The sequence below is a fragment of the Ruegeria sp. AK11 genome (assembly GCF_056541095.1).
The window spans coordinates 249892-274408 of the sequence record NZ_JBQFXU010000004.1; the positions used below are offsets into that span (position 1 = coordinate 249892).

The 24517-nt window shown below is 56.2% G+C and carries 21 protein-coding genes, 1 tRNA gene and 1 pseudogene; 7 read left to right on the plus strand and 16 right to left on the minus strand.

Annotation, left to right across the window (positions count from 1 at the left end; all coding sequences use genetic code 11):
* The 5 genes from ACR0D9_RS12970 to ACR0D9_RS12990 are packed head-to-tail and all read right to left on the minus strand — an operon-like array spanning position 1 to position 6314.
* A complete protein-coding gene (locus ACR0D9_RS12970; protein WP_480482976.1) occupies positions 1-1104 on the minus strand; it encodes a mandelate racemase/muconate lactonizing enzyme family protein in 1104 nt (367 codons plus the stop codon).
* The gene (locus tag ACR0D9_RS12975) at positions 1101-2207 is read right to left on the minus strand and encodes a mandelate racemase/muconate lactonizing enzyme family protein (RefSeq protein WP_480486537.1); all 1107 of its coding nucleotides are present in this window, start codon (positions 2205-2207) and stop codon (positions 1101-1103) included. The genes ACR0D9_RS12970 and ACR0D9_RS12975 overlap by 4 nt, the downstream gene beginning before the upstream one ends.
* On the minus strand, positions 2204-2782 hold the full coding sequence (locus tag ACR0D9_RS12980; RefSeq protein ID WP_480539056.1) for a dimethylsulfonioproprionate lyase family protein: 579 nt from the start codon (positions 2780-2782) through the stop codon (positions 2204-2206). Before ACR0D9_RS12980 ends, ACR0D9_RS12975 begins: the two co-directional genes overlap by 4 nt.
* Positions 2779-3861 carry an alcohol dehydrogenase family protein gene (locus tag ACR0D9_RS12985; RefSeq protein ID WP_480486535.1) on the minus strand — a complete coding sequence of 361 codons (1083 nt, stop codon included), beginning with the start codon at positions 3859-3861 and terminating at the stop codon, positions 2779-2781. Before ACR0D9_RS12985 ends, ACR0D9_RS12980 begins: the two co-directional genes overlap by 4 nt.
* On the minus strand, positions 3861-6314 hold the full coding sequence (locus ACR0D9_RS12990; RefSeq protein WP_480539058.1) for an FAD-dependent oxidoreductase: 2454 nt from the start codon (positions 6312-6314) through the stop codon (positions 3861-3863). Before ACR0D9_RS12990 ends, ACR0D9_RS12985 begins: the two co-directional genes overlap by 1 nt.
* A gap of 68 nt (positions 6315-6382) precedes the next feature.
* Here ACR0D9_RS12990 and ACR0D9_RS12995 point away from each other — a divergent pair, with 68 nt between their 5' ends.
* From ACR0D9_RS12995 to ACR0D9_RS13005, 3 genes are all read left to right on the plus strand, one after another.
* Positions 6383-7270: a MurR/RpiR family transcriptional regulator gene (locus ACR0D9_RS12995; RefSeq protein WP_480486532.1), complete on the plus strand. Its 888-nt coding sequence runs from the start codon at positions 6383-6385 to the stop codon at positions 7268-7270.
* Positions 7267-8355: an aromatic ring-hydroxylating oxygenase subunit alpha gene (locus ACR0D9_RS13000; protein WP_480539060.1), complete on the plus strand. Its 1089-nt coding sequence runs from the start codon at positions 7267-7269 to the stop codon at positions 8353-8355. The genes ACR0D9_RS12995 and ACR0D9_RS13000 overlap by 4 nt, the downstream gene beginning before the upstream one ends.
* A gap of 235 nt (positions 8356-8590) precedes the next feature.
* Positions 8591-8974, plus strand: a complete 384-nt coding sequence (locus ACR0D9_RS13005; protein ID WP_480482962.1) for a carboxymuconolactone decarboxylase family protein — start codon at positions 8591-8593, stop codon at positions 8972-8974.
* A 6-nt stretch (positions 8975-8980) separates the two neighbouring features.
* Here the strand turns inward: ACR0D9_RS13005 and ACR0D9_RS13010 are convergent, their stop codons facing one another.
* Positions 8981-10600 carry a hypothetical protein gene (locus ACR0D9_RS13010; protein ID WP_480482960.1) on the minus strand — a complete coding sequence of 540 codons (1620 nt, stop codon included), beginning with the start codon at positions 10598-10600 and terminating at the stop codon, positions 8981-8983.
* Positions 10601-10632: 32 nt separating this feature from the next.
* Entirely contained in the window at positions 10633-10944 is a 312-nt protein-coding gene (locus tag ACR0D9_RS13015) for a hypothetical protein (protein ID WP_480482958.1), read from the minus strand.
* Between the two features lie 68 nt (positions 10945-11012).
* Here ACR0D9_RS13015 and ACR0D9_RS13020 point away from each other — a divergent pair, with 68 nt between their 5' ends.
* Complete coding sequence (locus ACR0D9_RS13020) at positions 11013-11954, plus strand: YcaO-like family protein (protein ID WP_480482956.1); 942 nt, start codon at positions 11013-11015, stop codon at positions 11952-11954.
* Positions 11955-11962: 8 nt separating this feature from the next.
* On the opposite strand, the gene ACR0D9_RS13025 is transcribed toward ACR0D9_RS13020, so the two are convergent.
* Both ACR0D9_RS13025 and ACR0D9_RS13030 read right to left on the minus strand, forming a co-directional pair.
* Positions 11963-13324, minus strand: a complete 1362-nt coding sequence (locus ACR0D9_RS13025) for a hypothetical protein (RefSeq protein ID WP_480539062.1) — start codon at positions 13322-13324, stop codon at positions 11963-11965.
* Between the two features lie 31 nt (positions 13325-13355).
* The gene (locus ACR0D9_RS13030; RefSeq protein ID WP_480539064.1) at positions 13356-15338 is read right to left on the minus strand and encodes a phosphatase PAP2 family protein; all 1983 of its coding nucleotides are present in this window, start codon (positions 15336-15338) and stop codon (positions 13356-13358) included.
* 432 nt (positions 15339-15770) lie between these two features.
* Between ACR0D9_RS13030 and ACR0D9_RS13035 the strand changes: the two genes are divergently transcribed.
* A tRNA-Ser gene (locus ACR0D9_RS13035) sits at positions 15771-15860 on the plus strand.
* A gap of 155 nt (positions 15861-16015) precedes the next feature.
* Here the strand turns inward: ACR0D9_RS13035 and ACR0D9_RS13040 are convergent.
* The 7 genes from ACR0D9_RS13040 to ACR0D9_RS13070 all read right to left on the minus strand — a co-directional run bounded on the left by ACR0D9_RS13040 (position 16016) and on the right by ACR0D9_RS13070 (position 23222).
* The gene (locus ACR0D9_RS13040) at positions 16016-16756 is read right to left on the minus strand and encodes an outer membrane protein (RefSeq protein ID WP_480539066.1); all 741 of its coding nucleotides are present in this window, start codon (positions 16754-16756) and stop codon (positions 16016-16018) included.
* A 211-nt stretch (positions 16757-16967) separates the two neighbouring features.
* The gene (locus tag ACR0D9_RS13045; RefSeq protein ID WP_209598733.1) at positions 16968-17723 is read right to left on the minus strand and encodes an ABC transporter ATP-binding protein; all 756 of its coding nucleotides are present in this window, start codon (positions 17721-17723) and stop codon (positions 16968-16970) included.
* Between the two features lies 1 nt (position 17724).
* Positions 17725-18573 carry an ABC transporter ATP-binding protein gene (locus ACR0D9_RS13050; RefSeq protein ID WP_209598734.1) on the minus strand — a complete coding sequence of 283 codons (849 nt, stop codon included), beginning with the start codon at positions 18571-18573 and terminating at the stop codon, positions 17725-17727.
* Entirely contained in the window at positions 18570-19481 is a 912-nt protein-coding gene (locus tag ACR0D9_RS13055; protein ID WP_480486519.1) for an ABC transporter permease, read from the minus strand. Before ACR0D9_RS13055 ends, ACR0D9_RS13050 begins: the two co-directional genes overlap by 4 nt.
* Positions 19478-20536: an ABC transporter permease gene (locus ACR0D9_RS13060; RefSeq protein ID WP_480486517.1), complete on the minus strand. Its 1059-nt coding sequence runs from the start codon at positions 20534-20536 to the stop codon at positions 19478-19480. Before ACR0D9_RS13060 ends, ACR0D9_RS13055 begins: the two co-directional genes overlap by 4 nt.
* Positions 20537-22132 carry an ABC transporter substrate-binding protein gene (locus ACR0D9_RS13065; RefSeq protein WP_480486515.1) on the minus strand — a complete coding sequence of 532 codons (1596 nt, stop codon included), beginning with the start codon at positions 22130-22132 and terminating at the stop codon, positions 20537-20539.
* A 34-nt stretch (positions 22133-22166) separates the two neighbouring features.
* Positions 22167-23222, minus strand: a complete 1056-nt coding sequence (locus ACR0D9_RS13070) for a dipeptidase (protein ID WP_480486513.1) — start codon at positions 23220-23222, stop codon at positions 22167-22169.
* A gap of 121 nt (positions 23223-23343) precedes the next feature.
* Here ACR0D9_RS13070 and ACR0D9_RS13075 point away from each other — a divergent pair.
* Together ACR0D9_RS13075 and ACR0D9_RS13080 are read left to right on the plus strand one after the other, a co-directional pair.
* A pseudogene (locus tag ACR0D9_RS13075) lies at positions 23344-23535 on the plus strand (helix-turn-helix domain-containing protein); the annotation flags it as partial.
* 24 nt (positions 23536-23559) lie between these two features.
* A complete protein-coding gene (locus ACR0D9_RS13080) occupies positions 23560-24255 on the plus strand; it encodes a LysR substrate-binding domain-containing protein (RefSeq protein ID WP_480506815.1) in 696 nt (231 codons plus the stop codon).
* Positions 24256-24517 lie beyond the last annotated feature (262 nt).

The following is a 24517-nucleotide window of genomic DNA, read 5'->3' on the forward strand; positions in this document are numbered from 1 at the left end:
TCAATCAATCTCCAAAATCGGGGTGCCAAGAATTTCGAGGTCAGGGGTCACACCTAATCCCGGACCTTCGGGCGGAGCAATCCGGCCGTTTTCACGGTTTGGTGCATCAGGACACAGACGCGGGGCCACGTACGACGACAAGTCACACGTGTTCATCAGGGAGCTCTTCGGCGTCGACGCCGCAAAGTGGAGTGAAGCCGCGGTAATAATATCAGACCCCCATGTGCATTCCGCGCAAATCTCGGCGCCCAGATGCACGGTCAGGTCCCGCGCACGACGCATTGCCGACAATCCGCCGAATTTTGAAAGTTTAAGCGCCACCGCATCCATGCACCCGAGGTCATGCGCACGCATCAGCGAGGCAAGATCAAAGGCACTCTCGTCGATTTTCATCGGAAGACCGGTAGCCTGACGGACAGCGGCACAGTCCTCCAGCGTTTTGCAGGGCTGTTCCAACATCACGTCCAGATGTGCCACCGCACGCCCCGTACGGGTCGCCTGCAATCGCGATGCTCCACAATTCCAGTCACCGTAAACCAATGGCCCGGTTCCCACGGCTTCGCGCACTTTGATCAACCGTTCGGCATCCGCCTGCCAATCGCCCTCGACGCCCAGCTTAACCTGAAACTGGCGGATACCAGTTTGAAAAGCGGATTTAGCAATGCGCGCCATCTCGTCCGGCGCAATGCAAGTGATTGAATGATAGAGCGGCATATCCGCCTGCGCTCGCCCACCCAACACCGCATAAACCGGCATCCCTGCCGCCTGACCGAACAGGTCCCAAAGCGCGATATCGACGATCGATTTCGCGTATTGATGCCCTTGCAGAAACCCGTCCAGCTTGCGCATGGGGGCGTCTGCACCAAATGGGGTAATCCCGAGGATTTCAGGCGCCATCTCAGCAATGGCACCCGGCACCCCATCCGCATAGGCCGGCAGGTAATGCGGGATCGGGCAAACCTCACCCCACCCCCTGTGACCGGTGTCCGTTTCAAGGCTCAGGACATGGGATTTCACAGTGGCGCAGGTCTTACCTTCAGCCATATGGTACGTTTCGTGACTTGTCAGATCAACAGACCAGAGCGTTATCTTGTTGATTTTCATTCATATACCCCCACCGGATCGCCCAGCGCGCTTTCGTCTGGGTGCACTCCAAGCCCCGGCATTTCGGGTAAATGCAGGTGACCATCAACATTCCGGGGCCCACGCCCCCCGGCAATATCGACCGTGATCATGTCCTGACAGGCCCATACGGCAAGGCAGTTGTCATCCGGGATGGTCGCGGCCAGATGCAATGCTTCGGTATCGGCCAGAACCGTACCGCCTGTGGCCATTACAAACATGTCTATCCTATGGGCCAGCGCGATATCCCGCATGCGTGCAGCCTTGGTCAGCCCGCCGACGCGGTTCAACTTGATCCCGAAAATCTGAGCCAGACCATCGCGGGCGATACGGGCCGCATCCTGCAAAGTCACAAGGCTTTCGTCCACTGAAACGGGTGACGGGTGAAGCCCCGAGATTGCAGCAATGTCATCCAGCGTCTCACAAGGTTGTTCGAACATGACATTCAGGTCCGCGCAGGTGCTCATCACACGCAACGCTTGCTGACGCGTCCAGCCACGATTGACATCGTAAAGAACGATTTCCCCGGGTCGCCGAATACTCTCGACATCGCGAACACGCGCGATGTCCCGTTCAACGTCACCACCAATCTTCACGGAATGTGCGATGTAGCCCCGCTGGCGGTAACGCTCTAGGACCGCGCGCGTTTCGTCTACAGTTTTCGCCCCGACCGAGGACGCAATCGGGCGCGGTGTCCGCGATCCACCCCCCATCAGATCGGCAATCGGCACGCCCGCCACCTGACCCGCGATATCCCAGCAGGCCATATCAATAGGGCTTTTGGTATAAAGGTGCCCGGGCAAGGCAAGATCCATAGCCCGTTCCACATCCAGAACCCGCCGCGGATCAAGGCCCAGAATGAACGGCGCCATCGTTTCAATTCCGGCGCGGATACCCGGACCATGCGCGGGCACATAGGTATGGCCCCATGGCGTCCCTTCACCCCAGCCAACAAACCCCGCATCGGTTTCGATTTTCACGAGTGTCGCGTCAAGCGTTTCGAATTTCAGTCGCCCACCAGACAACCAATATGGATGCTCCAGTGGGAGGTCGACGTGAAATACTGTGATAGATTTGATCTTCATGCGATATCCATCCGGGGCAGATCACCCATGCCTTCACCGCGCCACAGAACATAAGTCAGGATCTGCTGATCTGTGGTGACCATGGCATGACTTTGCCAGCTTGCGTGCAAGCGTGTTTGATTGGCTCCAAGATATGTTTCGTTCCCATTGACCTTGAACAACGCACCTCCGCCAAGAATGAGGTAGAGTTCTTCGGCCTGATGGCTGTGCCAATCGTAATTCAGGCCAGCCCCCCAATACGCGATGTAGCCACGCAGCAGGGTCGAGTGAAAATGTCCGGTAGGACCTAACAACTCATAATAGCCGTATCGGTTCAGGAAATCCGCACCAACTTCGTCTTCGGTGTAGGTGTGTTTCCAATGTGCCAGATGCGCCGTCGCTTTGACCGCCGCGATCAAGTCACGGGTTGGCGTGTCTTCAACAAGATCGAAGGCTGCCACCAGCCTCGTTGCGGGAATGGGTGCGGCATCCAACCCCGTCGGGGTCAGATCACCCGGCCAAGGCGCGAACGCAGCAAGGTCCGGATGCGCATGGTGCATTTGCCGGGCAGCTTCGAGAACATCGTCAAGCGTCATGGCATCACCACGATGTTGCCGGTGTGCTCTTTCGCGATGAACGCGGCTTGTGCTTCTCGGAGTTCCTTCAGCGCGTATGTCGCGGCAAGCGCTGGCTTGATCTCACCAGCCTCGATGTATGTTACGAGGTTCTTCATGACCTGAGGGTCAATGACGGTCGAACCGGTGAAGGTCAGGTCGCGCAGGTAGAATGTGCGCAGATCAAGTTCGACGATCGGGCCTGCAATTGCGCCCGAACAGGTATAGCGGCCACCCCGTTCCAAAATGTCGATCAGGTTCGGCCAGTATGGTCCGCCCACGACATCTGCGACCACACTGATCTTTTCTACGCCCAGCGCCTCGCGCAGGTTCGCAGGAGCGCGTGGCAGAATGACGTCAGGGCCAAGCCTGGCCACGTCCGCGTGTTTGGATTCGGATGCCATCGCGATCACACGCGCGCCGCGCCGTTTGGCCAGTTGCACAAGCGCACCGCCCACACCGCCGGAAGCACCTGGAACCAAAACCGTATCCTCGCCGGTCACATTGGCACGGGTCAACATGCCTTCGGCGGTGGAGTAAGAGCAGGAAAAAGTTGCCAGTTCAGCATCCGTCAGGTTCGAGGTGATTGCCACAGCATTCACCGCCAGAGTTGTCGCGTATTCGGCAAAACCACCATCCCGTTCCGAGCCGAAATAACCAGTCTTGTCCATATTGTCGGGTTCCACCGGATCGCGCAGCCAGCCATCCGTGATGACACGCTCGCCAATACGTGCCTGGTCAACACCTTCGCCGACGGAAACGATATGCCCGCAGATATCGGCCCCTTGAATTCGCGGGAAGGTGATCGGATTACCGCCCCAGGTGGGATCTTCTTCGCCAACCTCTTCAAACGCACCACCGGTCGTTGCGGCTGTGACCGTCTTGGAGTACCAACCCGACCGCGTGTTGACGTCCGTATTGTTCAGGCCACATGCCGCAACCTTGATCAGCACTTCACCCTCCGCAGGTTCAGGACGCGGCCATTTATCGTGCCAAACTATCTGCTCTAACCCTCCGTGGCCCATCGTGACCATGGCTTTCATTGTGGCGGGCAGGCTCATCAGGCGGTCTCCACTACTGCGTCTGTGCGGGGCAGCAGGCTGTCTGGATCGTAGGCGGGCTTATCCAGTACTCGGGCCGAACGCGGCTTGCCGTGAATCACGACCTCCAACTCGGTTCCCGCTTTTGCTGCTTCGGATTTGATGTATGCAAAGGCCAATATCTTACCTACCGTGTGGCCGAATACGACCGAAGCTGTCGAGCCTATGACACGCCCGTCCAGCGTCACCGCCTCGCCTCCATGGCCATCAATTTCGCCATCCGGCTCGACTTGCAGATAGGCACATACCCATGGCAGATCGGTGTTCAACGTCTTGTCCTTGCCCAGGTAGCCCTTGTCCGTACGGGCAAAGCGCAGCACATCAGCTTCTGCCAGCGTGACTTCGTTTGTCAGCTCGCCTGCCCCTTTGAAGCCCTTCTCCATCCGCATCACGTTCATGGCGAAACTGCCATAGTCCGCAATGCCATACGCCTCACCCGCAGCCCATAGCGCATTGTAGACGTCGAGGCAGGCAGCGTTGGGCATATGCAGCTCCCAACCCAGTTCGCCCGCATAAGATATGCGAAACGCCCAGAGTTTATGACCGGCAATGGTGACCTCTTGCGCCGACAGCCAGCGGAACCCGGCATTGCTCAGATCGGTAGCCGTACAGCGCGCCAGAACTTCGCGTGATCTGGGGCCGTTCAGCGACAAGGCCGACCATTCTGACGACAGCGCGTTGATCTGCACATCTTCACCCTTGCGATGATGCGCCAGATGATCAAGCAAGCGCTGTTCGAAGAACGCTGCACAGACCAGATAGAAGCGGTCTTCGGCCATGCGGACAATCGTTGTCTCCAACTCGATCCGGCCACGGCGGTTCAACATATGGGTCAGCGTGATCGAGCCAACCTTTTGCGGCATCCTGTTAGCAGTCAACCGATCCAGCAGAGTATAAGCATCGGGCCCCGATACTTCGACTTTGGTGAAGGCGGTGACATCCATGATGCCGACACGTTCGCGCACTGCCTTGACCTCGGCCGCAACCATGTCGTCGGCAGGAGTGCGGCGGAAGGAATAGTGATCGCGTTGTTCCACGCCGTCCCGGGCGAACCAGCGGGGGCGTTCGAAGCCATAGACCTCTTCATGTACCGCGCCCTTGGATTTCAGCAATTCGTACAGTGGCGACGGCTTGATCGGACGCCCTGCAAGCCGATTGAAGTGTGGAAACGGGATTTCGTGCCGCAAGCAGTAATCTTCTTCCGCCTTGATCACTTGCCAGTCTTTGGTGGCATAGCTGCCAAAGCGGCGCGGATCGAAATCCCGCATCGAGATATCGGCAGCCCCATGCACCATCCAGCGCGCCAGTTCTCGGGTCAGACCCGGGCCCCAGCCGATCCCGATCTGCGTCCCGCAACAGCACCAGTAATTCCGCACACCCGGCGCAGGACCGATCAGGGGGTTGCCGTCCGGCGGGTGCGAAATCGCCCCATGCACATCGCGTTGAATACCCAGTTCCGCAAAGATCGGCATCCGGTTCAGGCTTTCCTCTAGCCATGGCATTACCCGGTCATAATCCGCGTCGAACAACCAGTTCTCGTACTCCCACGGGCAGTGATCATGCCAGACCGAGTTCGGATTCTCTTTCTCGTATATTCCGATCAGGCCACGCTGCTGCTCCATCCGGATATAACCCGAGACTTTGCGGTCATCGCGGATCACCGGCAGTTCTTTGTCCAGATTCTGGAATTCCGGCACCGGTTCAGTCACAAAATAATGGTGCGTCATTGACGTCATGGGCAGTTGCAGCCCGGACCATTCGCCCATCTGGCGCGCGTAGGTGCCACCCGCGTTCACCACATGCTCGCAGATGATTGCACCCCGTTCGGTCTCAACAATCCATTCACCATTTGCGCCCTGCGTGATGTTCGTCGCCCGGCAACTGCGGAAGATGCGCACGCCTTTCTGGCGTGCCCCGGCTGCCATCGCCATGGTCACGTTTGTCGGGTCCACATGCCCGTCATCCGGCGTGTGCAGAGCGCCAAAAACACCTTCGAGGTTATAAAACGGATGCAGTTCGGCCACCTTCTCGGGACCGACAAGTTCGATATTGAAGCCCAGCGACTGGCCCACCGAAAGCGTGTGGCGCAGCCAGTCCATCTCATCCTCGGTATAGGCAAGACGGAACGAGCCGCAGCCATGCCATGTGACAGGCTGACCTGTCTCGGCCTCAAGCAGGCCGGAATACAAACCGATGTTATAATCGACGCATTTGCCCAGACCAAAGCTTGAGGTTGAATGCGTAATCTGCCCTGCCGCATGCCATGTACTGCCGCTGGTCAGCTCGGCCTTTTCCAGCAGAACAGTCTCTTCGCCCCAGCCTTCATGGGCCAGATGGTAAGCCAGACCAACACCCATGACGCCGCCCCCGACGATGACCACGCGTGCGTGTGACGGCAGTTCATTCCCGGACATGATTTTTCCTCTTCCCGAGTCGCTTTTCTGCTCGACAGGCTAATTCCACATTTGTACCATCGTCAATCATGAATGACACAAATGTATCATCAACTGTTCTGGATCGCCTGACCGAAGAGTGGGACGCCCTGACCCCTGAGGCGCAGAAAGCCGCGCGTTACGTTCTGGAAAACCCTACGGATGTAGGGGTTTCAACCGTGCGCGAAATTGCCGAGGCGGCAAAGGTCAAGCCCAACACATTCGTGCGCATGGCGCGGCAAGTGGGGTTTGAAGGGTACGAAGATTTTCGCGAACCCTTTCGCGACGCGATCCGAAAAGGGCGCGTGTCGTTTCCAGACCGCGCCAGATGGCTTCAGGACATCGGCAAATCCGGTGAATTGGGCGGGCTGTATGCCGATATGATCGGTGCCGCGATCCGGAATATCGAGGAAACATTTGCAGGGATCGACGCGAACCGCCTGAAATCTGCTGCCGAAGCCATCTGGAATTCTCGCCAGATTTTCACACTCGGCGTAGGCGTCAACAACTCCAACGCGCGCAACTTTACTTATCTGGCTTCGACCGGGATGAAGCAGTTTCATGCAATCCCCCGCCCCGGTTCAACCCCAATGGACGATCTGGCCTGGGCCGATGAGCAGGACGTGCTGATTGCGATCACCTGTCATCCCTACCGTACGGAAGTGATCGAGGCGGTCAAACTGGCACGTCAGCAGGGCCTGACTGTCATAGGTATCTCGGACAGTCCGGCCAGCCCTGTGATCCTGAACGCCCATCACGGGTTTGTCGTCGCAGCAGATACCCCGCAGTTTTTCCCGTCATCCGTTTCGACCATCGCGCTGCTGGAAACGCTGCTGTCTTTCGTGATCGCGGTATCCAGCGACGAGATCGTCGAACGAGTCGAACGTTTCCATCGTCGTCGCCATCAGCTTGGCATCTATGCGGAGGAACCCGAATGAACGTACCGCTGACCCACTCACTGGACGCGCGCTACTATACCGACCCTGCCATTTTCGAGAAGGAGATGCAGGGGCTTTTGGCCCGAACATGGCAATTCGCAGGCCATGTCGCGCAGGTTCGGGAAACAGGGGATTACTTTGCTTTTGAGATCGCCGGGCAAAACCTGTTCTGCATTCGCGGGCGCGATGGCGAAATTCGCACTTTCTATAACGTCTGCCAGCACCGTGCGCATGAAATGATCTCGGGCGCAGGAAACACCCGCGTCGTCGTCTGCCCTTACCACGCGTGGACCTACGAGTTGTCCGGCCAGCTGCGCGCAGGTCCAAATATCAAATCCGTCCCCGGATTTGACCGCAGTGCAATCTGCCTGACGGCGGTCCGAACCGAAATCTTCAATGGATTCATCTTCGTCAATCTCGACGACAACGCAGCCCCGATGGATGACTGGTATCCCGGAGTGCGGCAGGAAATCCGTACATTTGTCCCGCATGTCGACGAGCTTGAGCCGCTGGAATGGGTCGAGATTCCGGAACACTGCAACTGGAAGGTCAGCGTCGAGAATTATTCGGAATGCTATCACTGCCCGAGCAACCACCCGACTTTCGCTGAAGGTGTCGTCAAGCCCGAAACCTACGACATCCAACCCGATGCAGGCGGCGGTTTCGTGCTGCGCCACACGACCGAATGTCAGAGCCTCGACAAGATGACTTACCCAATCGACCTGTCGGTGCCTCATGCGGGCGATTACCAGTCTTGGTTCCTGTGGCCGATGTTTTCGTTCCAGTGCTATCCGGGCAATGTGCTGAACACATATCACTGGCGCGCAAATGACACGGATCACTGCACCGTCTGGCGCGGTTGGTACACTGAAGGTGGTTCGGAAAGCGCGGTGATCCGGCAACTGGCCGTTCAGGACAGGGAAACAACGGTCGAAGAAGACATCCGGCTTGTGGAATCCGTGCATCGCGGCCTCAGATCCCGTGGTTACTGCCCCGGCCCGCTGGTGCTGGATCCGGGCTGCGGTGTGATGTCCGAACACTCAATCGCCAAGTTGCAACAATGGATGCGCGAGGCCGTGGAATGAAACCCACCCCAGGCAGACATAACCTGCTTGCCCTACCCTTGAGCGGGTAGATCAACCACGCTGATGCCCAAGGACTGGCACCCTTGCGAAATTGACCGGATTTTGCCCAAAGCACTTGGGTATATCGACATAGTGGACATGCCGGACCGGGTATACAGGTGCACCACCGGATGAAATCACACTACGATCCCGCATACAAACACCGCCTGACACGCTGACAAACCGGAGACCCGTAATGGCCGACTTATTTGACGAAGACCTGTTCCTGAAAGGGTTGGAACAACGGAAGAATACACTGGGCGCGGACTATGTGGAAAAGAACCTTGCAGCAGCAGATGATTTCACCCGCCCGTTTCAGGAAGCCATGACCGCCTGGTGCTGGGGTTTTGGCTGGGGGGATGACGTGATCGACGCAAAAACGCGGTCGATGATGAACCTGTCCATGATCGGAGCACTGGGAAAGATGCATGAATGGGAAATCCACTGCCGGGGTGCCATCACCAACGGGGTGACCAAAGAAGAAATACGCGCCATCATCCACGTGGTCGGGATTTATTGCGGCGTTCCGCAGGCGTTGGAGTGTTTCCGCGTCGCCCGCAAAGTGCTGGACGACAATTAGACGCCATCACAGACCTGCTTCGGCCAACAGTCGTGCACCTTCGTCATAGTATTTTCTGTTTTTGAAACAGCCCGGCCAGGCCCAGCGCTCTGCCGTGAAACCGGGCTGCAATTCCAGGATGCGACGGGCGTGCCGGCGTGCCAGTGACTGGTTGCCAGCGGCGGCGGACAACATGCATAACACAACCCGCGCCCGCACGCTGCCGGGGTCCACTCGCAAGACATTATGCGCGTGCTGCCATGCTGCCTTGTCTCCGGAGAGGGCAAGGGTCATGGACAGGTTCGCCTCGATCCAGATCGGCGGGTGCGGCGTTAACGCGAGGGCCTGCCGATACGTGGCTATTCCGTCCTCAAGCCGGTCATCATACATCAACAAGACACCATAATAGCCCAGCAATTCGGGGCTGCTGTGGAACCTCTCAAGTACCTTGCGCATCAGCTGGCAAGCCTCGGCAGTATGGCCAGCAACACTGTGGGTAAACGCTTCGAGTGCGGCGCAATAAGGATCCGCCGGGTGTTTTTCACGCATGACGGCGCAGTCGGCCTCGACCAGAGCCAGCGTTTTTTCCGGCGAATCTTCCATGCCCAACCGGATCAGATCCAGGCGGCAGAATCCGACAGCGATCCGCGCAGGCAGATAGTCCGGATCGCGCTGCAAACAGACCTCATACTGGCGGATGGCACGAAACAGGCCGTCCTTGGTCGTAAGGCTCTCCTGAATGCGACCATTCTGAAATGCCGTCCAAACTTCGGTGGATGTGGCGCGTGCTGACCAGATGTCGGACCAGTGACCATCCCGCAGCCGTAGTTGAAGCGCTTCGACAACTTTCATTGCGATTTCTTCAACGGCGTCAAACGTATCCTTTTCCCGAAACCGGAAACGTTCGGTCCATAGGCACACCTGATCCACGGTTGATGTTAATTGTGCCGCCACCCGCAGTCCTTCGGCCGCTACCACGCTGCCGCTTAGCATATAGCCGTCGACAGGCCCTTCTTGCCTGCGCGCATCACGCAATTCGATGACATCCGACAACGTACCCAAGAGGAAAAGCAATTCGTCCCGTATCGACGCCGCCGCAACGTTGATATTGTTATCGTCACCAATTACTTCAAACGGCTCGACTACAATTGCAGGTCTCTGATGCCCCCAATGGGATGGAAAGCGCGCGCCAACCGGGACAGGCGCATTTTCATCAAAACCAACGTCCCAATACGCTTGCCGTTCAACTGCCAACCAGTCTTCAAATTCCGGGTCTGCAACATCCAACCCTTCCAGAAGCTCGGCGCGATCCGGTTGAAGCGGTTCATCAAACAAATCAATTTCAAGCGCTTTCAGGTCGATGGAGACATTCTCGCGCCCGATGTCCAAAAACCCCAGACCGAACCCGGCCAGATGCTTGGTCAGGACACTAAGTTCCTTGCGCAACGAGGCCGCACCCTGTGCAGGTGAGCTTTTGCTCCAAAGCTTGTCTTGCAGCCAGGCCCTGCTGCGAACAGCATTCTTAGACAACAACACCAAGGCGAGAAGCGCTTTCGCCTTGGTGCCGCGTGGTGTTGCATCCTGGCCGTCGTTGCAAATCACCTGAAACGGACCGGTCAGGAATATCTTGGTTTTTGCCTTACTCAAATAAACTCCTCAGGCAAGTTCAGATACTGCGATCAGGAACCACAGCCATAAACGACAATGCCACCCATCGCTTCATAGGCCAGCTTGCAGCACCATGACTCGTGATCGGGATTTGGGTCTGGCTCTTTATCGCTCAGATCAGGGATTACGATATGAACCTTGTTCTTGGAATCATAAACAAACTCCACTGCAGGATTACCGACATCAGCAAGGATTTCATGAATCTGTCGCTCAGCCGCGTCGCGACCCTCTTGTGATCCCAGCGCGTTGCTCCGGGCGGCGTTCAGAACTTCACACCCAAGATCCTTAAGTGTGTATTTCGGATTAATAGTCAAACGAGCCATACTAAAAGTCCTTTCTTAACAACCACAACCATTTGTATAACCCGTTACATACCTATCCGGAAACAAAAATGACCGACGCGCTGATTGAACTGGCCGAAAACGCAGGGATTATTTCCGGACCTTCTTTTGCTGAATTTCCCAAAAGTGCTCCGATCCACACCGCCTTTCGCATGATCAATTTGCGAAACGGAACAGTGCCACCCGCTGGCGCAATGAAACATCGCGTGTCCTTTGGCACAGCGCGTAACCGGAACGAAGCCGCGCGGCTTTCGGGATTCGAGGCGATCGAACGTTATGCGCTGCAATACAGCGCGGATTCGCCTGAAACCCGCGAAAGCCTGATTTCATCGGATGGTGCCACGCATGTTCTGCCAAATGATGCCCTTGCTCTGGGTGCGCAGGGCAGCAACGGACAGATCACGTCGAAGGGGGCCGCAGCGGGACCAACGCATGAGGCCGCTGCGCTGTGGGCGGTGCTTGAATGTCTGGAACACGCGCTTGGACCACACGGGTTCGACCAGGTGTTGCCCGAAACAGCGTTGCCGCGCGACGTGACCAGCTGGCTGAACACCTACCTGCGTCATCTGAGCGTTCACGTTCGGATGGTTTCGGGCGTCGGCCTGCTATTGCGTGCGGTCTGCGCCGATGCGGATGGCGGGCGACCAACCTATGGAACGGCTTTTTCCGCCGATCTGACGACAGGTGTCTGGCACGCGGCATGCGAAGCGGTTGTGTCCTGGCGCAACATGGTGACCCTTGACCACACCGGCGTGACAGATGACGCGATGAATGAGGAACAGGCGCGCTTGTTCCGACTGTATCGCGGCGCGCGAACCGATCGCCCGACAACTCCGGCATCCTTTTTCGATGTGGACGCCTGGCAGAGTCCCGACCCGACGCTGATGACTGTATTGACAGCGGCGGCCAACGCTGCCGGTCGCCCGATTGCCATATTCGATATGACCGCGCCGGAAATACCTTTGCCCGTTGTCAAAGCCGTGCCGGTTTGAAACCTTTGTCAGTGACTGAATTGGCGAGTTAGCGCCAGTTTGCCAGAGACCTCGGTTTCAGTCCGGTCCGCAAATTCAGAAATCTGTTTGCATCGTTGGGTTTCCGGCAGTCCACAAACGATGTCGCTTGGATCAACTGGCGGGACTTCAACAAATTCGACCCTTGTGATCGCGCGTGGATTGGCCGCCACTGTTATCAAAGGGCCAACCTCGATCAGGCCGGCAAGCGCATAACCCGACGCAGGCCGTGCGGTCGACCCTGTTCCCATGGTGATATCGTCCAGAAACCGCGGATCATCGTCGCCCGGCCCGAACTCAAGGCGCATGGGCATTCCCGCTTCACCGCGCGGATAACGCACCCAATCTGTCGGCACATTCACCGCATCCACGAAGAGTTCGGACATGTGAAACGCCCGAATATAAAGCCCCAGAGGATTCGCGAACGCCATCGCGCGCCCTGTCGGTGTCGCTGTGCCCCTGGAGAAGGCCAGATCAAGGGCTTCACCCGCCAACCCAGATCCCGCATGGCGACAATACAAATCCTTCCGGTCGGCAAAATGTAACACTTCATCAAGCCGCGCGGGCCTTCTGTTTTCACCATTGCCGACAACATATGGGAATGAGGAAAGATGCATTGTAGCGATCAGGTCGCTCAGGCTGTTCGTTTCTCTGATCATGAACAAAGCATGTTCGATATTCAACGGATGCTCTGGTGGGTGGGCAAAATCTGTTCCCACCAGTCTTTTGTGAAAACGAGCAATGCGTTGAGGCACATCCAATGCGCACCAGTCTGCTCGCGAAACCCCGAACAACTCTTCGCAGGAATATGAACATCTGGATACGGTTTCAACGACCGAAAGGAAGTGATCCAGATCGAACACTGCCATGGTTCTCCACCACTCCATCAGTTCGGTCGTAGCGACAAAGCGCTTCGGCCGCATTTTGCCGTCGGAACCGGGCCGTAAAATCAGCGCATATTCCAGAAATTCATTGTGCAGCTCAGCCCTGCTTGCCCAACCCTGATCCGAAAGACTGGCGGCCAGATCCTCGCCCAGACAATCCCGGGGCTCGCGCGGGTTGGCAGACCATTTGAACCCCGTCGATATCTGACCATCGACGATGTCGTCTGGGTCCATGACCAGGAACGGGCTCACTCCATTGCCATCAAAGAACCCTTCAATTCTCGAGTTCCAGTCCGACAGGGCGGCTTCACTCACCCCCCTATCGACGCAACCTGGAGATTGAAAAACAGCCATCACCGAACACCGATCTGTATCTGAAACGCAGGGCTGATCTGCCATCAATACTTGCCACGGCAGTTCCAGCCTGGTTCGAGAGATCATCATCGTTGACGGGTACGTAAGCATCATGAAAAATCTCCCTCCGAAAAAATCTGAAACCTCATCCGCCCCAACCTGCCTGCTCTGGCAGGTGGCGGGTCCACCACAATTCAGGCGAACTATTGGCTACGTGGATTTCACTGCCAGAAGACCGTTTTCCCGAGATGCTGAGATGATCGCCGTCAAAAGTCTCCAGCGACACTTTCGATGACGTCGGTGATTTTGCCATATGCTCTGCCAGTATTCCGACCGCGATACGCTCACCCATCCGGATACTGTCGAAATAATCGCTATAGAAATGAACCCCTGCCAGATTGCGCCCAAGTGCAATATTCGCAGCCAGCTTGTTCAGCTCGCCATTCAGCGTCAGGCAGTCTGCACTGTCTTCCGGTCGGGTCGAGTCGATCAGGGTCTTACCCCCCGCAGCTGGCACAAGGACCCGAGGCAGACCAGCCGCAGCCAAAGAAACCCGTAATCCATCCAAAGCGTGCGTTCTGAAGAAAGCCTTGAGCACTGTGACGCATGCCCCGGCAACGGCACCATGAGCCGCCCCATAAGACGGGTGCATTGGCGACCCTTCGGGGTAAGCAACCGGAAGCAGCAAGTTACGGTCATTTCGCGGCAAGCCCTTATGGGAAATGGCGTTATGCGCAAACCGCTTCACCGAAGGCGAAGCGGCGATTGCATCCATAAGGCTGAAACCTTCGCTTGTCGCCGCTTCGAGTTTTCCCAGATGGGTCGCGGCAAAAGGCTCGGCCGCGCCAAGGGTTGCGCCGTGACCGTTCGCCATCAAACTCGTAACACTGCCCAGCTTTTCAGGCCGGGCACGATTGTGCACCTGAAACGTCTGGCGTTTCGCGGCCCTCAGGGCCCGTGCCCCGGCTTCCGTCAACAGGGACAGTACGTGCGCGCCGCCCCAGGCAGAGCCTGGATCACGCACACCGGCATATCCATCCTCGGGCAAACCTTCATCTGTCGGCGTGCCCTGTCCCAGCATCAGCAGGCAGGCATTGAAAAAAGCCTGATAAATTCTGTCAAAATGCACGTAAGAGGCAAGGTCGCGCGGTGTTTCAATGAATTTCGTTCCCTCGCTCTCAAAGGCTTGTTCAGCCGTCGTGTCCGCCCCGTTTTGAACGTCCAGCCACTCAGCCCAATCCCGCAGATAGTCCACGCCCGCCGCCAGCGGCTGGATTTTCTGGTCGATCCTCAAAGCGCCGAAGGGAACAGCCCCGACGGCCATTGCCTGCGTCAGCTTTTGCTTTTGTCGGCGCGCTTGATCTGCTGTCAGTGGATCGTGGCCTTGTACCAGGAACTGCGACAGATACGGTCCCTGTGCACAGCCCTGTGAGCAACCGCGAAACAGGGTTTGAGGGGTCAGGCCGCCACCGTCCCGAACCCGCCGCGCCGCCGAAACCTTTCCAATCTCTGCGCCATCAGCGTCCCGAGGGCTGCCATCGCGACGGAACCATTCCATCTGACAAAGGGCACCCGCCACGTTGGCCGCATCACCGGCACCATCCCTGATGGATTCGAACGGCACATCCCGCAGATAGGCCATCGCGTAAATCTCGGCCATCTCCGCCGCCAACTCATCCGATCCAAGCCGGGGCGCGGGTGCAATTCCCACCCCCCCCGCGTCACATCCGTTGAGACCAAGCCGATGGCCCAGGATTGGCCCTTCCCACGCACGCCACCTAAATTCACCACCCTCTGATGGCGCGGTGCGGAAGGGCCCGGAATAGGCTGGCGTGTCGAACAACGCCAACCGATTGCCATGATTGTCGGTGCAGGTCGGATCCGCCACTTCTTCCAGAAACTCGGTATAGACCTGCGCGTCGACAATTCCGTTCACGTCATGACGCAAACCCTTCGAGAAATTCGTGGGCCATGTCCCTTCAAAAAGGTCCGATTCACCGTTGTGATCCTTGAAAACCTCCTGAGTGGAACGCGCCAACACACTCAAACGGCGCCGACCCCGGCCTACCTTTTGATTGGCTTCGTCAGGGTTCTGCCATGGTTCAGACGGAACGGTATGTTGCGACATGATGTTCTCCTCAACGACGAAAGAACGATTCGCATCACGGCGTTACCGGATCGTGACTTCCAAAAAGAGAATGTGTTTTCTATGCTTTTTCAATAAGTTGTTGGGTTCGCACTGGCGCACGGAACGCAATCACGCAAAAACTCGTGACCCGGTTCCACGTTGCAAAGCCAACCGAGCACTTGAACTCCGCTGTAGACTTGCCACGTTCAAATTCTCGTACATCAGGCCAGATGCCACAGGCAAGGCCCGCGATTCTAAGGATATTACGAACTGCATCGGGCCTGAAGAAAGTGAACCCGTACTTACAAATGGTGTATGCAAACCGGTGCGATTCCGTTCTATTTCAAAGAGTTCGGACAGATCTGCAAAAAAAACCAAACTTTGCGGAATTGACCTTGTATTTCCGTTGCTTGCACGGATATACCCGTCGGCGGAGACGTGGCCGAGTGGTCGAAGGCGCTCCCCTGCTAAGGGAGTAGGCCCGGAAGGGTCTCGAGGGTTCGAATCCCTTCGTCTCCGCCATTTACCAAAGTAAAAAATAATCATAAAAAGCAAAAGCTTATTTGAAATCAGACTGTACGTTTCTGGACTATCGAGCGACGACAGCCCTTAGAAACAACCGCGCTCCGCCGCTGTTGCAACATAGGTTAGTATCAGGGATGCGCCTGACGTTGTCTTCAGAACCTGTACGTTGCGCCCAGCAGCGGACCTGATTGGTCAAACCTGAAATCATTGCCGTTGATCTCATGATCGAAGGAAATATACCGGTAGCCGCCGCGGATCAGCCATCTGTCATTGATTTCATAATCTGCAGTCAGCAAAACTTGCCAGGTTTCGCTACCGCTCCGAAACCCGCCATAATCCACGAACCCGGTCCCTGACCATTTGTCAGAAATCCGAACTCTTGCACGGGCAGCTACGACCGGATCAGTCCAGTTGTCGTCGGTCGTCACACTTCGCCCAGCAGCGACCCCAGGTTGCAATCGGAACGTGGTTTCCGTGCTGAACCACCTGAACCCGCCTGCTAAGGCCACGCTGATCGCGGGTGTCTCATAAACATGGTAACCGACATAGCCGCTGAGAAACTGCGTGGTGGCAGAGGTATCCAAACTCGAAAACGCCGGGCCGGGAGTTGAGTTACTAAACGCCAAATCGGTGTAGTTGTAATCAGCAAGCAACAACCAGCGCCCGTTAGACGCTGAAATACTGCCCATAAACGCAAAATCCAGGTTTTCGAGAGCGTCTGAAAAACTCAACGTGCCGTCGATTGTTCCACTTGGTGTTGCAAGGGAAATATCCGTTTCGGCCATGAACAGATAAGCAGTGCCCGAAAAAGACCAATCAGATTGCTGGGCTGAAACAGGTGGCGCGATCAGTAACGCAACCGCAATCGCCAAGTTTTGCACCTTGCTTTTCATCAGTGACCTCGTTGCTAAAATTTATATTGCATTTCCTGCATGCTTCACGGTTACACAATTTGTAAACGTTTCCAATATCTCGATCGCTGTAGTGTTGTCGCGTTCCCTATCGAAATAGGGATGAATCCACACCAGAAATGCCAAAGGATCCTATTGTCTGACCCCCGAATTAATCGTGTGAAGGACAAACCCCAGATTGAATGAACATTCGTTATTGGTTCGGAGCAACAGACGCGGTCAACAATTGCTTGGAATACTCGTGGCTTGGGTTCCCCAAACGCAAAGTTTCCGAGGACATGACCTCAACAATTTCACCATTCCTCATAACCGCCAACTGCTCGCACATATGTGCGATAACCGGAAGATCGTGAGACACCATCAGATAGGTCAATCCGCGCTGTTTGCGCAGGTCAGTCAACAGGTTGAGAACCTCGGCCTGAACGCTGACATCCAAAGCTGACGTGGGTTCGTCTAAAAGCAAGATATCCGGCTCACCTGCCAAGGCCCTTGCGATTGCCACGCGTTGTCGTTGACCACCGGAAAGCTGGTGTGGATACCGGAACCGGAATCTTTGCCCAAGTCCGACGTCGTTGAGCAAATCGCTCACGCGTTTATCGATATCCCCAAACCCATGCAGATGAATAGTTTCACTGAGGACCTGATCAACAGTGTGCCGCGGATGCAAAGAGGCGTAGGGGTCTTGAAACACCATTTGGACGGTTCGAAAGAATGATCGATCCCGCCGGGACCCGGATATCGCGTGGCCTTCTACGCGGATTGTGCCCGACCATTGCGGCGCAAGTCCGGTTATTGCCCTCAGAATTGTCGACTTGCCGGACCCGCTTTCGCCCACAAGGCCAAAACTCTCGCCTTGAGCGACTTCAAGGTTTGCGTCTTTCACCGCATCGACCCGGTCGTGTGCATGACCAAACCAGACATTCAGATGGTTGATTTCCAGTGCCTTCATTTCAGCCCCTCACGCTCGGGGCTTCGGACCACGACGGATCGCGTGTGAGAACACTCAGGTGAGTGCATTTTTCGTCAAGGCGCGGCAGCGAGTTCAGCAAGCCCTGGGTATAGGGATGTTGGGCCTGATGCAGCTTGTCAGCCTCGCAAACCTCGACGATGCGACCTGAATACATGATGAGGACACGGTCGCAGAATTCAGACACCAGATTCAGGTCGTGGCTGATGAATATCAGACCCATCCCCCGCTCCTTGACCAATCCATCCATGATGTTCAGCACCTGCCGCTGAACGCTGACATCAAGCGCCGAAGTTGGTTCATCGGCAATCAGTATCTTGGGATTGGGAATCAACATCATCGCAATCATAATGCGCTGCCCCATACCCCCAGACACCTCATGCGGGTACGTTCGCATCACCCGCTCAGGATCACGGATTGAGACGTTATCCAACATCTCGATAGCCATCTTCTTAGCATGGGCCTTCGAGCCGGAATTGTGCTGAAGGTATGCTTCCATGAGTTGCTCGCCAACGGTGACCACCGGGTTCAGAGAAAACTTGGGGTCCTGCATCACCATGGAGATCTGCTTCCCTCGCACCTCACGCATCTCGCGCTCGCTGAGCTTCATCAGGTCTCGGCCTTCCAAATTGATGTGTTTGGCCTCCACGATACCCGGATTTCGGATCAGGCGCAGAATGGCCCGTCCCGTCATCGACTTGCCCGAGCCGCTTTCGCCGACGATCCCCAGACGCTCGCGCCCCAGCGAAAACGACACGCCCCGCACGGCGTCAAACACGCCCTGACGGGTTGGGAAACGAACCCACAGATCTTCGATGTCGAGTAAGTTCATTGCCCACCGTCCTTTGGATCAAGCGCGTCCCGCAGCCCGTCACCCAACAGGTTGAAAGCCAGCGAAACCGTGAAAATTGCGAGCCCCGGCACCGTGGCCACCCACCAGTGATCAAGGATGAACCTTCGACCCTCGGATATCATGGCACCCCATTCCGGGCTTGGAGGTTGTGCCCCCAACCCCAGAAAACCAAGACCGGCTGCAGCCAAAATGATCCCGGCCATATCCAGCGTGACCCGCACGATCAAAGATGAGATGCAAAGTGGCCAGATATGCCGGGTGATGATGCGCAGCGGCCCGGCACCCTGAAGGCGGATCGCGTTGATATAGTCGGTTGACCGGATGGTCAGGGTTTCTGCACGCGCCATACGCGCATAGGGAGGCCACGCCGTGAGTGAGATTGCCAGAACCGCGTTTTCAATCCCTGCCCCAAGCGCTGCGACAAACGCCAGCGCCAGAACAAGTCGTGGAAAAGCGAGGAAAATATCCGTGATGCGCATAAGGATCACATCCGTCCATCCCCCCACATATCCCGCAACAGTCCCGACCAGAAGCCCCGCAATCGGTGCGATGAGCGCCACAAGAGCTACGATGTACAGTGTAATTCGCGCCCCAAAGATCAGGCGTGACAGAATATCCCGCCCCAAGCTGTCGGTTCCCAACAGGTGCCCTTCAGCCCCGATGGGGAGAAGTCGGCTGGACAGGCTCTGAACAAAGGGATCGTGCGGCGCAAGAAAAGGCGCAAAGAGCGCTGCCAGAACAAGGATGACAAGGATCGCCAACCCGACCATCGCCATCGAGTTTGATCGCAAAGTCAGCCAGCCTTTGTAGAAGCTGGCCAGTCTGGCATGGCGGCGCGAAGTCGGCTCGTCGGTCAGCAGCCACTGGCGCAAGGTCATGTCGCTCATTTCGACCTCGGATCAAAGAAACGGTAAAGAAGGTCCGAGAATATGTTCAGGCAGATAAAGATCAGCCCGACCACAACGGTTCCTCCAAGAACGGCATTCATGTCGGCGCTCAGCAAAGCCGTCGTGATATAGCTGCCGATCCCCGGCCAGCTAAAGATGATCTCGGTCAGAACTGATCCTTCCAACAAGTTGGCATAGCTGAGTGCGATCACTGTGATCAGTTGCACCCGGATATTTTTGAAGGCGTGGCGCCAGATAACTTGTCTTTCAGACAGCCCTTTAACGCGAGCGGTGATGACATACTCGGCCGACAACTGCTCCAGCATGAAGGATCGGGTCATCCGGCTGATATAGGCAAGCGAATAGTACCCCAGCAAAGCTGCGGGCAGGATGATATGGGACAACGCATTGCGGAAGACATCCCAATCCTGAGCCAAGGCACTGTCTAGCAAGATCAGCCCTGTTCGCGTGGGAACAAGGTCTTCATAGAAGATATCCAGGCGGCCCGGGCCACCAACCCAGCCGAGTATCCCGTAGAAGACCAGAAGCCCCATGAGCCCCAGCCAGAAGATTGGCATTGAATACCCGACAAGCGCGACCACACGGGCGATCTGATCGATCCATGATCCGCGCTTGACTGCGGCGATCACACCAAGCGGAACACCCAGAAATATTCCAATCAGAACGCCCAAAGTCGCCAATTCCAGCGTGGCAGGGAAGACGCGGGCAATATCCTGAGAAACCGGGCGGGCATTCAGAAGTGAATCGCCAAAATCGCCGTGCAGAACATCCCAAAGGTAATATCCAAATTGAACCAACAGCGGTTTATCAAGACCAAGCTGTTGATAGACCGCATCATAAGTCGATTGCGATGCGCGTTCGCCTACGATCGCCAGCACCGGGTCGATCGGCATCACGCGACCGATGATGAAGGTCACAAAAAGCAGACCCAGCATTGTAATTGCGATGGTGCCAAGAGTTTTCAGGATACTCTTGATCCAATGGATAAGAGGCGCCGAGCGGCGCCCCTCAGTTGGTCTTTCGGCCAGTGCCATTTACTTGGTCACCTGCCAATACGACGCCGAAGTGATCGCCTGACCGGTTGAGAAATTCGTCACGTTTTCACGCAGGGCCGATTGCTCAATCTGCTGGAACATGATGACAAATGGCGAAGTCTCGCGGAACTCGGCCTGGATTTCCTTGTACATGTCAGCCCGTTTCGCGGTGTCGTTTTCGACAACAGCCGCATCCGTTTTCTCGGTCAGCCCGCCGGTATCCCAAGAATTCCGCCAAGCCAGCAATCCTGTGGCATTGGCTTCGTCCGAATTATCCGGGTTATAGGCAAAGGTACCTGCGTTCGTCTGCGGGTCGGGATAGTCCGGCCCCCATGCGCCAAGGTAAACATCCAGTTCCCGCGCACGATACCGCGCCAAAATTTGTTTGGCGGTCCCCACGGTGATGTTCATCGTGATGCCAACCTGACTCAGCGCATTCTGTAGCGACTGGGCGATTTCGATCCGTTCCTGCGCTTCACGCACACCTACTTCAATCTCAAGCCCGCTTACACCTGCTTCATCCAGCAGGGCCTTGGCCTTTTCCACATCAAAGCTAAACGGCGTCTCGTCAGAGGCACCGAGATAGGTTTGGGGCAGGAAATTCTGGTGGATCGTGTATTGCCCTTTCAGGAAGCTGTCGCGCATCCCTTCATAGTCAACCAGATACTTGAACGCCTGCCGAACCTGAGGCTTGCTCAGCTCGGGATGTTTCTGGCTCAGCGAAACATACATCAGGCGGCCCTTAAGCTCGTCTGCAATCTTTACGCCGGCAACAGATGAAGCGCCGGCAACATCTTCTGGATTCAGGTTGCGCGCGACATCGATATCACCACGTTCCAGCAACAGGCGCTGGCTGGCGCTTTCCTGAACGTGGCGGACAACCACACGCTCCATGGCCGGAGCACCCAAATAGAAAGCGGGGTTCGACTTCAGTGTTACGCTTTCATTGGGTTTCCAGCTGACCAGGCTATAAGCCCCAGATCCAGCAGTATTGGTCTTGAGCCATTCATTACCCAAGTCGCCATCCTTGTCGTGTTCCATCACCGTCTTCTTATCGACAATGCCGCCGATGGTAGCGGTCAGACAGTTCAGAACGAAGGATGTCGCATAGGGTTTGTCCGTCGTGATCGTCAGAGTGTTGCCGTCCGCGACAATCGTTTGTTCGACATTTTCCGGCGTGAACCCAAACTGAGTCAGGATAAAGGCCGGGGTCTTGTTTAGAATGATCGCCCGACGCAGTGAAAATTCAACATCTTCTGCCGTCACCGGATTACCAGAGTGAAAGGTCAACCCTTCCCTGATATTGAAGGTAATCGATTTGCCGTCTTCAGACACATCCCAACTTTCAGCGATGTCGGGCTGATAGCCAGCATCCAGATTGAGCGGGTCGAAGTTCACCAGCTTCTGATAGACATTCCGGCTGACATCCGAACCCGCAAACTCAAAGCTTTCGGCCGGGTCCAACGTCGTGATGTCGTCGATACGATGCGCGATAACCAGCATGTTCGGCGGCGTTTCGGCCATTGCCGAAGTCGAGGTCACGGCCAGCGCCAATCCTAGCGCCGCACCGGTAAGCAATCTGTTAAATGCGTTCATTTTGTCCTCTCTGTCATCAAGTCTTCACTAACGGTTACGAGCCCCAGGTCTTCTCAAGAACACGCAACCAGTTTTCGTGGCAGAGCTTCTTGATGAGCTCTTCGCCGTATCCATGGGTCACCATGGCATCTCTCAATCGAGGCAGCATCGAGATGTCCTTCACGTCGTCCGGCACGACCGCCCCGTCATAATCGGACCCAAGCCCGACCCGGTCTTCACCCATTATCCCGATCAGGTGGTCAAGGTGCTTCAGAACCTGCATCAACGGCACATCGGACAGCATCCGACCATCCTCACGCAGAAACGCAGTGGCAAAGTTCAACCCGACCATCCCGTCGCTTTCCGCGATGGTGCGAAGCTGATCATCGGTCAGATTTCGCGCGTGCGGACAGATGGCGTGGGCATTCGAATGCGTTGCGACCAAAGGCGCATCCGAATACCGCGCTACATCCCAGAAACCTTTTTCATTGAGGTGGGACAAATCCAACATGATACCCAGCGCATTGCATCGCTGCACAAGCCGCAGTCCATGATCCGTCAATCCAAGGCCAGTGTCCGGCCCCGATGGATATCTAAACGGCACACCATGGCCAAAAATGTTGGGTCGGCTCCACACGGGCCCCAATGATCGCAACCCCGCCGCATGAAACACGTCAAGCGAATGCAGATCGGCATCAATCGGCTCGGCGCCCTCGATGTGAAAAATGGCCGCAATCTGGCCTAGCGCCATGCTGTTTCGAATATCCGAAACTGATCGAACCACTTTCAACGCCCCCAAACGTTCCAGTTCCAGCAGTATGGCAATCTGCCCCAGCGCTGAGGGCAGAGCATCTTCGGCGTCTATATGATTGGGAAGCGGCAGGTCATAGCTAGGCTGGACCATTTCTTCCATTTTAGCATCGGCATCGATAGGCGAAGGGACCCAGACGGCAAAGAAGCCTCCGCCAAATCCACCGGCCTTGGATTTAACAGAGTCGATTGCACCTTCGAGCCCGGTCAGGAAGCGGCCCGCTTCGGGCAGACCGCCTGACGAGGCCAGTTTTGACAGAACATCATTGTGCCCATCAAAGATAAGAGGGGAGGTGCTCAAACTCGTTTTTCCCAGGTTAGTGTCATTTCGACACACGCTAACAGACGCAATCATCATGATTGCAAAAAATCTTGATGAGTTTTACTCATAGAGCTAGTCGGAATCATGCGGGCGCCCAGCGATGAAGAAACCTCGCAACTGGCATTCTCTGCCGGAATACCAGGCGCTCCGTGCGCTCATGCAGTCTGGAACAACGGCCGCTGCCGCACGACAGCTCGGCTTATCTCAGTCCGCGGTCAGTCGCTCGGTCAGCAGCTTAGAGGATCGACTGGGCAGAACACTGTTCGAACGGGATGCAGGCAGATTGCGACCGACGCAAGAAGCCGTAAGGCTGAATATGCGATTGGATCCTTTGTTCGAGGCATTGGACAGGATCGATGGTCCGGGCGAAACTGTGCAGGAAACACTGCGCCTCGTTGCACCGCCCAGCTATGCTCATCGATACATCGTTTCCCTCATCGCCAGTTTCATTCGCGGGAATCCCGGTTTTTTCGTGAACCTTGAGGTGACAACGTCGGATATGGTCACGCTTGGCGTGCTTGAGAACCGATTTGATCTTGCCGTGACCGGGATTGAACAAAGCCGCGCTGGCATCAAACTTATACCATTTCGCGAGTCACCAGCCGTTTGCGTCATGCGACCCGAACATCCTCTGTCTGAACGCACCGTTCTGACGCCTTCAGACTTGCATGAGCAAGAGCTGATCGCGCTGACGTATCGACATGGGCGGCGCGGGCAGCTGGACCGGTTGCTTCATCAAGTGCGCGCTAAACCGAGGATCGTTGCCGAAGTTTCAACCTCATTCGCCGCTGCCGACATGGCGCGCGAAGGATTGGGGCTGTCTGTTATCAATCCCTTTCCCGTCTACCATTACCGATCTCCCGACCTGGCATTTGTCCGATTTGAATCTCTTATGCGGTACCGGGGCCATTTTGTGGTCTCTGATCAAAAACCGGTTCCAAGGATCGCACGGGCATTCATGCGGCATCTGCGATTGAATACCCCTCCGGACCCTTTCTCTGACCCGAGGTAATGAAATCTTTCCAAAGGTCTTCAATGGCAATACGCCATGTGACCGCCCAACAGGGAAGATTTTGGAGGAGGGTCGAGGTACGGACCTGTCATGGCTACGTGCACAGTTTGGTATGAGTAACGTCCGCAAACGTGGGTTTCTTCGTCCTTATGTATCTCAGGCCGTATCACCCGGTATGCGGTTCGTTCATAAGGCTCGTTAGAATCTCCGCCCAAAACCCGCTTCTGATTTCCCTACGTTTCCAGGCGAAGCTGGCGTATCA

Excerpts from the sequence above, each read along its gene's own strand:
- ACR0D9_RS12970 (WP_480482976.1), bottom strand. The coding sequence starts at position 1,104 with ATGAAAATCAACAAGATAACGCTCTGGTCTGTTGATCTGACAAGTCAC.
- ACR0D9_RS12975 (WP_480486537.1), bottom strand. The coding sequence starts at position 2,207 with ATGAAGATCAAATCTATCACAGTATTTCACGTCGACCTCCCACTGGAG.
- ACR0D9_RS12980 (WP_480539056.1), bottom strand. The coding sequence starts at position 2,782 with ATGACGCTTGACGATGTTCTCGAAGCTGCCCGGCAAATGCACCATGCG.
- ACR0D9_RS12985 (WP_480486535.1), bottom strand. The coding sequence starts at position 3,861 with ATGAGCCTGCCCGCCACAATGAAAGCCATGGTCACGATGGGCCACGGA.
- ACR0D9_RS12990 (WP_480539058.1), bottom strand. The coding sequence starts at position 6,314 with ATGTCCGGGAATGAACTGCCGTCACACGCACGCGTGGTCATCGTCGGG.
- ACR0D9_RS12995 (WP_480486532.1), top strand. The coding sequence starts at position 6,383 with ATGAATGACACAAATGTATCATCAACTGTTCTGGATCGCCTGACCGAA.
- ACR0D9_RS13000 (WP_480539060.1), top strand. The coding sequence starts at position 7,267 with ATGAACGTACCGCTGACCCACTCACTGGACGCGCGCTACTATACCGAC.
- ACR0D9_RS13005 (WP_480482962.1), top strand. The coding sequence starts at position 8,591 with ATGGCCGACTTATTTGACGAAGACCTGTTCCTGAAAGGGTTGGAACAA.
- ACR0D9_RS13015 (WP_480482958.1), bottom strand. The coding sequence starts at position 10,944 with ATGGCTCGTTTGACTATTAATCCGAAATACACACTTAAGGATCTTGGG.
- ACR0D9_RS13020 (WP_480482956.1), top strand. The coding sequence starts at position 11,013 with ATGACCGACGCGCTGATTGAACTGGCCGAAAACGCAGGGATTATTTCC.
- ACR0D9_RS13025 (WP_480539062.1), bottom strand. The coding sequence starts at position 13,324 with ATGATGCTTACGTACCCGTCAACGATGATGATCTCTCGAACCAGGCTG.
- ACR0D9_RS13030 (WP_480539064.1), bottom strand. The coding sequence starts at position 15,338 with ATGTCGCAACATACCGTTCCGTCTGAACCATGGCAGAACCCTGACGAA.
- ACR0D9_RS13040 (WP_480539066.1), bottom strand. The coding sequence starts at position 16,756 with ATGAAAAGCAAGGTGCAAAACTTGGCGATTGCGGTTGCGTTACTGATC.
- ACR0D9_RS13045 (WP_209598733.1), bottom strand. The coding sequence starts at position 17,723 with ATGAAGGCACTGGAAATCAACCATCTGAATGTCTGGTTTGGTCATGCA.
- ACR0D9_RS13050 (WP_209598734.1), bottom strand. The coding sequence starts at position 18,573 with ATGAACTTACTCGACATCGAAGATCTGTGGGTTCGTTTCCCAACCCGT.
- ACR0D9_RS13055 (WP_480486519.1), bottom strand. The coding sequence starts at position 19,481 with ATGAGCGACATGACCTTGCGCCAGTGGCTGCTGACCGACGAGCCGACT.
- ACR0D9_RS13060 (WP_480486517.1), bottom strand. The coding sequence starts at position 20,536 with ATGGCACTGGCCGAAAGACCAACTGAGGGGCGCCGCTCGGCGCCTCTT.
- ACR0D9_RS13065 (WP_480486515.1), bottom strand. The coding sequence starts at position 22,132 with ATGAACGCATTTAACAGATTGCTTACCGGTGCGGCGCTAGGATTGGCG.
- ACR0D9_RS13080 (WP_480506815.1), top strand. The coding sequence starts at position 23,560 with ATGCGATTGGATCCTTTGTTCGAGGCATTGGACAGGATCGATGGTCCG.